This is a genomic window from Rubneribacter badeniensis (genome assembly GCF_002899695.1).
GTDB classification, from domain to species: Bacteria; Actinomycetota; Coriobacteriia; order Coriobacteriales; family Eggerthellaceae; genus Rubneribacter; species Rubneribacter badeniensis.
Genome location: NZ_PPEL01000114.1, coordinates 1 through 7,350 on the forward strand (window position 1 = coordinate 1; position 7,350 = coordinate 7,350).

Genomic DNA, 7,350 nt, shown 5'->3' on the forward strand with positions numbered 1-7,350 from the left:
TCGGCCGCCTCGGTCAGGCTGAACCCCGCCGCGACGGCCTCCACGGCGAGCTCCCTGGTCTCCAACGGGTACATGCGGACTCCAATCCGGACACCGGAGTGTCCAACTTTTTGTCCGCACCCCCTTTCGTGGCCAGAAATCGAAAGTTTTCCCGCACGAGAAGCGAACGAGCACAAAGGGAACCAGAGATGAAAAAGCAACCCAACCATGCGCACAACACCGAAAAGCAGATCAGGCTCGGACTTCGAATCAAAGACCTCCGGGAGGAGCGGGGTCTTTCGCAATATGCGTGCGCACCTCGACTTGGCATGTCGCGTACCTACCTCGCCGACTTGGAATGCGGACGCCGCAATATCAGCTTCGCTCGACTGGCCGCCATGGCAGAGGGGTTCGACATCACCCTGGAAGAACTTTTTAAAGGGGTGTAAGCATCGGTCAAATCCACAAGGAGACACGACAGAAACGCGACGAGGCACCGCCCGATGCGAACGGTTCCATGCGCAACTGAAACCATCTGCCATGTTCAGATGCGCACGAGCAGCAACTTCGCAGAGCAAAGCGACACCTTCGTCAAGCTAGGGCTGACGCAGCCGTTCAACTTCTTTCCATCCAAGAAGCGACCCTTTCCCGTACGCAACTCGATTCAGCGAAAGACGCTGAAAGCCCGCTGCATCAAGCAACCTCTCTTTGGGGACACTGCGGAGAAAAGCACCGCTCAGAGACAATCGAGCGGCCAACGGCTGCTTGGCAAGAAGAAGCGCCACTCCACGATGAGCCATCGCCGACATCGCAAAGCGCCATTCGTGGCGGAAAATGACGGAAAACCGCTGCCGCATGCGCTGCCTCTCGGCTAAAAGGCATCGGCGAAACAAGCAGACCAGGTATTATACGACGCAACTCCGCTCTAGCCGCTTCGCCGGCTTTCTCGAATAGCGGTTTTCCGTCAAAACCCGCCACGAAGCCGGCATCTCAATGTCGATGCCGATATCGGCTGAACGCAAAATGCTCCTGAGCTCATCGTCGAATCGCCAACCGTCCCACACGTCTCCACCTTTCTTGCGCCCCTACACCAGCCTCCCTTTGCACCTGCGCAGAAGCGTGAATGAAAACCATCACAGAGGAAGCCGACGTCAAAGAAGAGAGCGCAGGGCATCCTTGCGCAACGCCCGATTTTCAAGGTGTGGCGTGCAGCGCAGAGCCGCCTCCGGACCGCTGAGGCCCGGTACGCCCGCGCTGGGAGCGCCCGATTTTCAAGGTGCGGCGCGCAGCGCAGAGCCGTCCCTTGCCCGGAAGCCGCCAGCAAATGCCGCGAACGGCCGTCATCGAACGCTTCCGAACACACTTCCCTCCCCAAGAGCCGCCGTCTCCGGCAAGTGAAACCCCCGTCAGCGCCGCCGCGTCCAGAAACGCGACAGACCTCCCAGCCGACGCGCCTTCTGAGGCTTTATGCGATACGCGGGATGATGGCGCAAAAACACTGCGCGGCAGATACGGTTGACCGCCAGCCCCACGAGCGCCGCAACAAGGAAACTCGCGCCGAGGTCGAGCACCGCCTCGTTGCCGTCGAACCACGCATACAGACATACGATCAGGAAGAACGCCGACAACGCCCCGGTGACGATCGTGAACAGGCGAATGAGCACCTCCTTGCCGCGGTTCGGCGAATACCGCCACGCGACTACAAGGTACACGACCAACGCCACCACGGCGAGCACCAACAGTAACGGCACCACACGAGAAAGACGAGCGATCATCGACAGCCTTCCTTTCCAAGACAACCCGCCGCGTAGAACGGAGGGCGGTACGCCCGCATCATACCAGACTCCCCGCGAACAGCGATCGTTCATCCACGCAAACGCACCCGCCAACTCGTTCGCCCATCCGCGCAGGCCGCCCGTCCGCGCGCACCGCCTCGGCTTCGCGCACCCCTACTACGCGCGCCGCTCGCTCGCCGCCTCGCGCCTCGCCCGCGCCCTGCACCCATTTGCCATATGCGTCATCCATACGCGCGCCGCCCGTCCGCGCTACGCGTCCGTCCGCACGTCGGGCCCTGCGAGAAGAGCACACATCGCCCAACCCGTGCAATCCCGCCCCCGCCTCACGCCCTCTTGCCATCAAGCGGCACATACGTCCTGAACAGCTTGAATATCTCCTCTTTGTCGATAGGCTTCACCGCATACCCGTCCATACCCGCATCGTAAGCACGCTTGCGATCCTCCACGTACGCGTTCGCCGTCATGGCGATGATGGGTGGATGGGCACGTCCGGAACGCTCGCAATCCGCAACGATGGCGCGCGCCGCCTCCAAGCCGTCCATGCGCGGCATCTGCACGTCCATGAACACCAGATCGTACGTTCCGGCCGCAGCGCGCTCAAGCGCCTCGACCGCCTCCGCACCGTCCCACACGCGATCGATGGTCGCCCCTGTGCGGCCGATCAGCTCTTCGGCGATCTCACCCACGATCTCGTCGTCCTCGGCCAAAAGAACGCGCGCATCAGACCAGGCACCCTCAAGCTCCGAAAGCGAATCGCACCGGCCGCCTTGCGCCTTTCGACGAGAAACCGCGGCCGGGTCCAGCCCGCTTCGCGCGCCTTCGCCTCCCTCGTAGTGCTCGACCGGCAACAGCAACGTGAAGCGCGATCCGCGCCCGCGGGCGCTCTCCACGTCGATGGAGCCTCCCATGCGTTCCACCAGGCTCTTCGCTATAGCCATGCCAAGCCCGGTGCCCTCTTCTGAAGAGCGAGACGGCACGTCCTCTCGTTCAAACGGATCGAAGATGTGCGCGACGAACTCTGGCGACATGCCCACGCCGTCGTCTTCCACTACGAATTTCATCACCCGCAAAACGTGCCCCTCGGCAATGGCGGCGCGCGCATCGCACAGCCCTTCGGCGCACACGCGCTCGGCCTCGTCTCCGTCAAGTTCCGTAACAGAGAACCGCACCGTCCCGTACGGCTCGGTGTATTTCACCGCATTGCCCAGCAGGTTGATGAGCACCTGGCTCACGCGCACTTCGTCGCCCACCACCAAACCCGGACGAACATCGCAGCGGCCCACGACGAAATCCAAATGCTTCGTATCGGCTTGCGGCCGCACGATCGAAACCAGCATCTCCACCAAATCGCACACGTCGAACGGCGCGTGGCCGATGTCGATGCGCCCGCTTTCGATCTTGCTCATGTCGAGCACATCGTTCACCAAGTTCAGCAGATGATGCGACGAAAGCTTGATCTTTGCAAGCGATTCGGACACGCGGTCCCGCTCCGCTGCGTGCTCGATCGAAATGTCCGTCAGACCGATGATGGCCGTGAGCGGCGTGCGGATGTCGTGCGATACGTTGGATAGAAAACGCGACTTCGCCTCGTTCGCCTCCTGCTCGCGCTCAAGCGCATGGCGCAGGCTCAACTGCAAATGCTCCTGCTGCAGGTTCTTGCGACGTATTACGATGATGAACAGCGCAAACGCCCCGACAACGGCAACCATGAGCACCGTGGCCGTGAGCAGGGTGTCGGCCCGCGTGTCGGCCGCCGTCTCGTACAGCTGGTCGAACGAACGCGATGCGCCCGCGATGACGTCCGCATCGGCAGCCAGCATGGAGTCCAACAGCGGGTCGATGTCCTCTTCCAGAAAACGAGTCACCTCTTCGGTGCTCGACGTAGCGGCAAGTTCGATAAGCCGATTCTGACGAAGCCGAAACTCCTCGTATTGCTTGGCCAAACTTTGCGCTGTCGCGGCATCAATGCGATGGCGCTCGGCGATGACGGCCAACCTCTCGCGCAGCTCGCCGTCGATCTCCTCGAATTCCGATCGCACGCTGTCCACCGTTTCGTCCGATCGCGTGAACGTGAGCCGGTCATCCAGCGTGCGCAGCTGCATGAGCAGGGTTTCCGCACGGCCAGCCGCCACCGCCACAGTGTAGGGGCGCTCCTTCAAAGCTTCGGTCTCGGCGCTGATCTCGTCCATATTCATATGAAGCATGCCGTAAAAGCACACGAGCAGCGCGGTGATCACGGCCACGGCCACGCCGAAAACGGCATTTGAATTGAGCAAGCGATTGAGGAGGCTTTCCCGCTTGAAGCTCGGCGCTGAAGTCGATGGAATAGTCATAGAGCACTCCGTTACAGAGCGAACGAGTAGGATCCGCGCTTCCGCGCGTAAAAAAGGGTTGCGTCCCAACCGAGACGCGGTATGCAACTGATATGGCTTAGAAACGCACCTCGGGAGCCACGTCGGCGGCGGCAACCGCATCGAAGCTCTGACGCTCCCTGAAACCCATCGCCCCGGCGATCAGCACCGCCGGAAACGTCTGGATGGCGGTGTTGAACTTCATGACCGTGTCGTTGTAGCTCTGCCGCATGTAGCTGATCTTGTCCTCGGTGCTGGACAGCTCGGATTGCAGCTGCTGGAAATTCGCATTCGCCTTGAGATCAGGATACGCCTCGGCCACGGCGAACAGATTCTTCAACGCGCCGGTCAGCAGGTTATCCGCCCGCATCTTCCCCTCGGGCGAAGGAGCGTTCATGACGGCTGTGCGGGCCTGCGTGACCCCTTCAAGGGTGCCGCTCTCATGCGACGCATAGCCCTTCACCGTCTCGACAAGGTTCGGGATAAGATCGAGACGCCGTTGCAACTGGACGTCGATCTGCGCCCAGGCGTTGTCCACCATGTTGCGCAGTTTAACCAGGTTGTTGTAAAGCCCGATGACGGCCACGACCAGCACGACGAGGACGACAAGGACAACGATCACTGCGATGCTCATACCTTCTCCTTTGCCATTGCGTAGCCACCATTCTAGCATCGTACGCTCGTCTGGGAATAGGGATGAACCAGACGGTAACCCATAGCATAGCGCTCATAGTTGCAAAAACGTAACGTATACCTGACAAATTGGATAACATAAGGCTCATACGCCCTCAACGAGCCCCCAAACCGTCAGCGTGCCCCAACCATAGCAGCGCGCACAGGGGCGAACATCGTCGCGCGCGCCCACCAACCGCGAGCCTGGGCCTGAGCGGCCACGCGCGCAGCCGCGTCAAAGGAAGGGCAGACCGCGAACACAGTCGATCCGCTCCCCGACATAAGCGCCGCTTGCACGTCCGCATGGCCGCTCGCCCACGCGCGCACCTCGGCGAGCACGGGAAGCAGCTGCTCGGACGCAACCGTCAGGTTGTTGCGCAGCGGCACGTCGGCAGCATGACGGGCGTCGAGCGCGGCGCGCCGATCGGCAGGTGCGATGCGCTGCGGGCAAGCGTCGAACGTGCGGTATGCCGCCGACGTGGACACGCCGCCTTCGGGCTTGATGAGCGCGACGCATGCGTTCGAAGGCGCAAGCTCGTGGGAGAACACGTCGCCGACCCCGGTGAAGCACGCGCAGCCGCCGCGCAGGAAGAACGGCACGTCGGCCCCCAGGGAGCGGGCGACCTCCTCGATGCGCGGATCGTCTTCGGGCACGCCCCATAAGCGCGCAACGCCCACGAGCGCCGCCGCCGCGTCGGACGACCCCCCGCCGAGGCCGGCCTGCGCGGGGATGCGCTTCTCCACGTGCACGGCCACCGTCTCGTCGACGTCCCGCTCAAGCGCTTGCGCGAACCGGCGAACGGCCTTCGTGACGATGTTATCCTCCGGAGCCACGTCAAGCGGTGCGACGCCTCCACGCGAACGGCACGTAAGGTCGACGGAAAGGCCAGCCTCGCGCGCAGGAGCAAGGCGCAGGTGCAGCACATCGTGCAGCAGAAGCGCATGCATGATGCTCACGGCTTCGTGGTACCCATCCGATCGCACCTCGCCGATGTCGAGGAACAGGTTCACCTTCGCGGGCGCGACGACGCGCACCGAACCCGGCCCGCGAAACCGCTCCGTCTCCACCTGCTGCGCAACGCGCGCCACATCGAGCAGATCGACGGCGCAGGGGTCACCGGCACCCGAGCCTTCGGACGGCGCACCCGCTGCGGACGGCGCGGGGATCGACACCGCTGCAGACGAGGCAGACGTTGCAGCCGTCGACGAGCGCGACAGCGTCGTCGAGGCCGTCTCGGATAAGCCAGGAACGCTGGGGCCGCCGCTTTTATTCGCCATGTCTTTCGCCTCCTGCTTCTGCGACTTCTTCGCGCGTTTGCGCGAGAAGAAGTCGCGCAGCATACGCGCGCACTCGCCTCCAAGCACGCCGGGGACCGCTTCGAACGTGTGGTTGAGCCGCTTGTCCTCGTTCACCGCGTACAGCGTGCCGAGCGCGCCGGCTTTCGGATCCACCGCGCCGTACACGCACCGGCGAACGCGCGCCTGGTGCATGAGGCCCGCACACATGACGCACGGCTCCAGCGTCACGTACACGGTGCAGTCGGTCAGCCGCCACGCGTCCAGCACTTCGGCGGCGCGCTTCATCGCAAGGAACTCCGCATGCCCCGCCGGATCCTTCGTTGTCTCGCGCAGGTTACATGCCCGCGCAATGACCTGCGGCTTCTCCAACGAACGCCGCGTGGCCGGGTCGATGGGCTCGTATACGACGACGGCGCCGATGGGAACCTCGCCCAGCCGTTCGGCGCGGCGCGCCTCGTCGATGGCCATGCGCATGTAGTCTTCGTCGGTCATGCCGCCTATTATATGGTATCCTACCTGTGCGTTCGGGAATGCAGAGCGAAAAAGCACGAGGCGAGCCGTCCGATGGGCAACGTGCGAGCCGCCGCAAGCAGGCTACGCAAGATTGGCGTTGTTCGCAGACGACGATGCTGCGCGAAGTCGGCATCGTTCGCAGACGATGCGACGCGCCGATGCCGTCACCTGTCGCGCTTTCCCGAGCCGTTTGATGCGGAGGCGTGGCCGAGTGGTTGAAGGCGGCAGTCTTGAAAACTGTTGACGCTCGCGCGTCCGTGGGTTCGAATCCTACCGCCTCCGCCAGTTTTCTCTATTCAAACCACCTGATAGATGGCGAATGTTTCACGTGAAACATTCGCCACGCACGCAACGACGACCATATCGCCCTCAGATGCCGCGCCGCAGACCGCTGCACGCCACGTCCTCCCGCGCCGTACGCCGAGTCGTCGAACCTTTCAGATCGCTGCACGGACCGTCGCGCGAGCACGTTGCCCCTTACCCTACGGTGCGGCGCGGGATACTGCCGCTCGTCATTTGACCGGCCATCATCCACTCGTGCATCCAGAAGCAAAGGGGGATGTTTCACGTGAAACATCCCCCGCCAAACTCAATGAACGCTTCCCGTCCGCAGCACCTGGGCGGGACAGCGGGGCGGGGATAATGTCACATTCTCGGAGGGTACACAGCAATCGAACGCTATCGAGAATGTGACATTATCCCCGCCCCGCTGTCCCGCCCGTCCCGCCCCAAACGCCCCC

6 protein-coding genes and 1 tRNA gene are annotated in these 7,350 nt (G+C 62.9%); 3 read left to right on the plus strand and 4 right to left on the minus strand.

The window, feature by feature from the left end; all coding sequences use genetic code 11:
- A partial coding sequence (locus tag C2L80_RS14480) for a helix-turn-helix domain-containing protein (protein ID WP_239938995.1) occupies positions 1 to 428 on the plus strand: 428 nt, incomplete at its 5' end.
- A 54-nt stretch (positions 429 to 482) separates the two neighbouring features.
- Positions 483 to 854, plus strand: a complete 372-nt coding sequence (locus C2L80_RS13785) for a hypothetical protein (RefSeq protein ID WP_129589969.1) — start codon at positions 483 to 485, stop codon at positions 852 to 854.
- A 531-nt stretch (positions 855 to 1,385) separates the two neighbouring features.
- Here C2L80_RS13785 and C2L80_RS12515 read toward each other — a convergent pair.
- The 4 genes from C2L80_RS12515 to ispE form a co-directional block, all read right to left on the minus strand.
- Positions 1,386 to 1,754, minus strand: a complete 369-nt coding sequence (locus C2L80_RS12515) for a guanylate cyclase (protein WP_087198525.1) — start codon at positions 1,752 to 1,754, stop codon at positions 1,386 to 1,388.
- Between the two features lie 344 nt (positions 1,755 to 2,098).
- A complete protein-coding gene (locus C2L80_RS12520) occupies positions 2,099 to 4,108 on the minus strand; it encodes a hybrid sensor histidine kinase/response regulator (protein ID WP_103263316.1) in 2,010 nt (669 codons plus the stop codon).
- A 97-nt stretch (positions 4,109 to 4,205) separates the two neighbouring features.
- Positions 4,206 to 4,760: a LemA family protein gene (locus C2L80_RS12525; RefSeq protein WP_087198527.1), complete on the minus strand. Its 555-nt coding sequence runs from the start codon at positions 4,758 to 4,760 to the stop codon at positions 4,206 to 4,208.
- A 173-nt stretch (positions 4,761 to 4,933) separates the two neighbouring features.
- Entirely contained in the window at positions 4,934 to 6,589 is a 1,656-nt protein-coding gene (gene ispE, locus C2L80_RS12530; protein ID WP_239938997.1) for a 4-(cytidine 5'-diphospho)-2-C-methyl-D-erythritol kinase, read from the minus strand.
- Positions 6,590 to 6,807: 218 nt separating this feature from the next.
- Between ispE and C2L80_RS12540 the strand changes: the two genes are divergently transcribed.
- Positions 6,808 to 6,895: transfer RNA gene (locus C2L80_RS12540), tRNA-Ser, on the plus strand.
- Positions 6,896 to 7,350 lie beyond the last annotated feature (455 nt).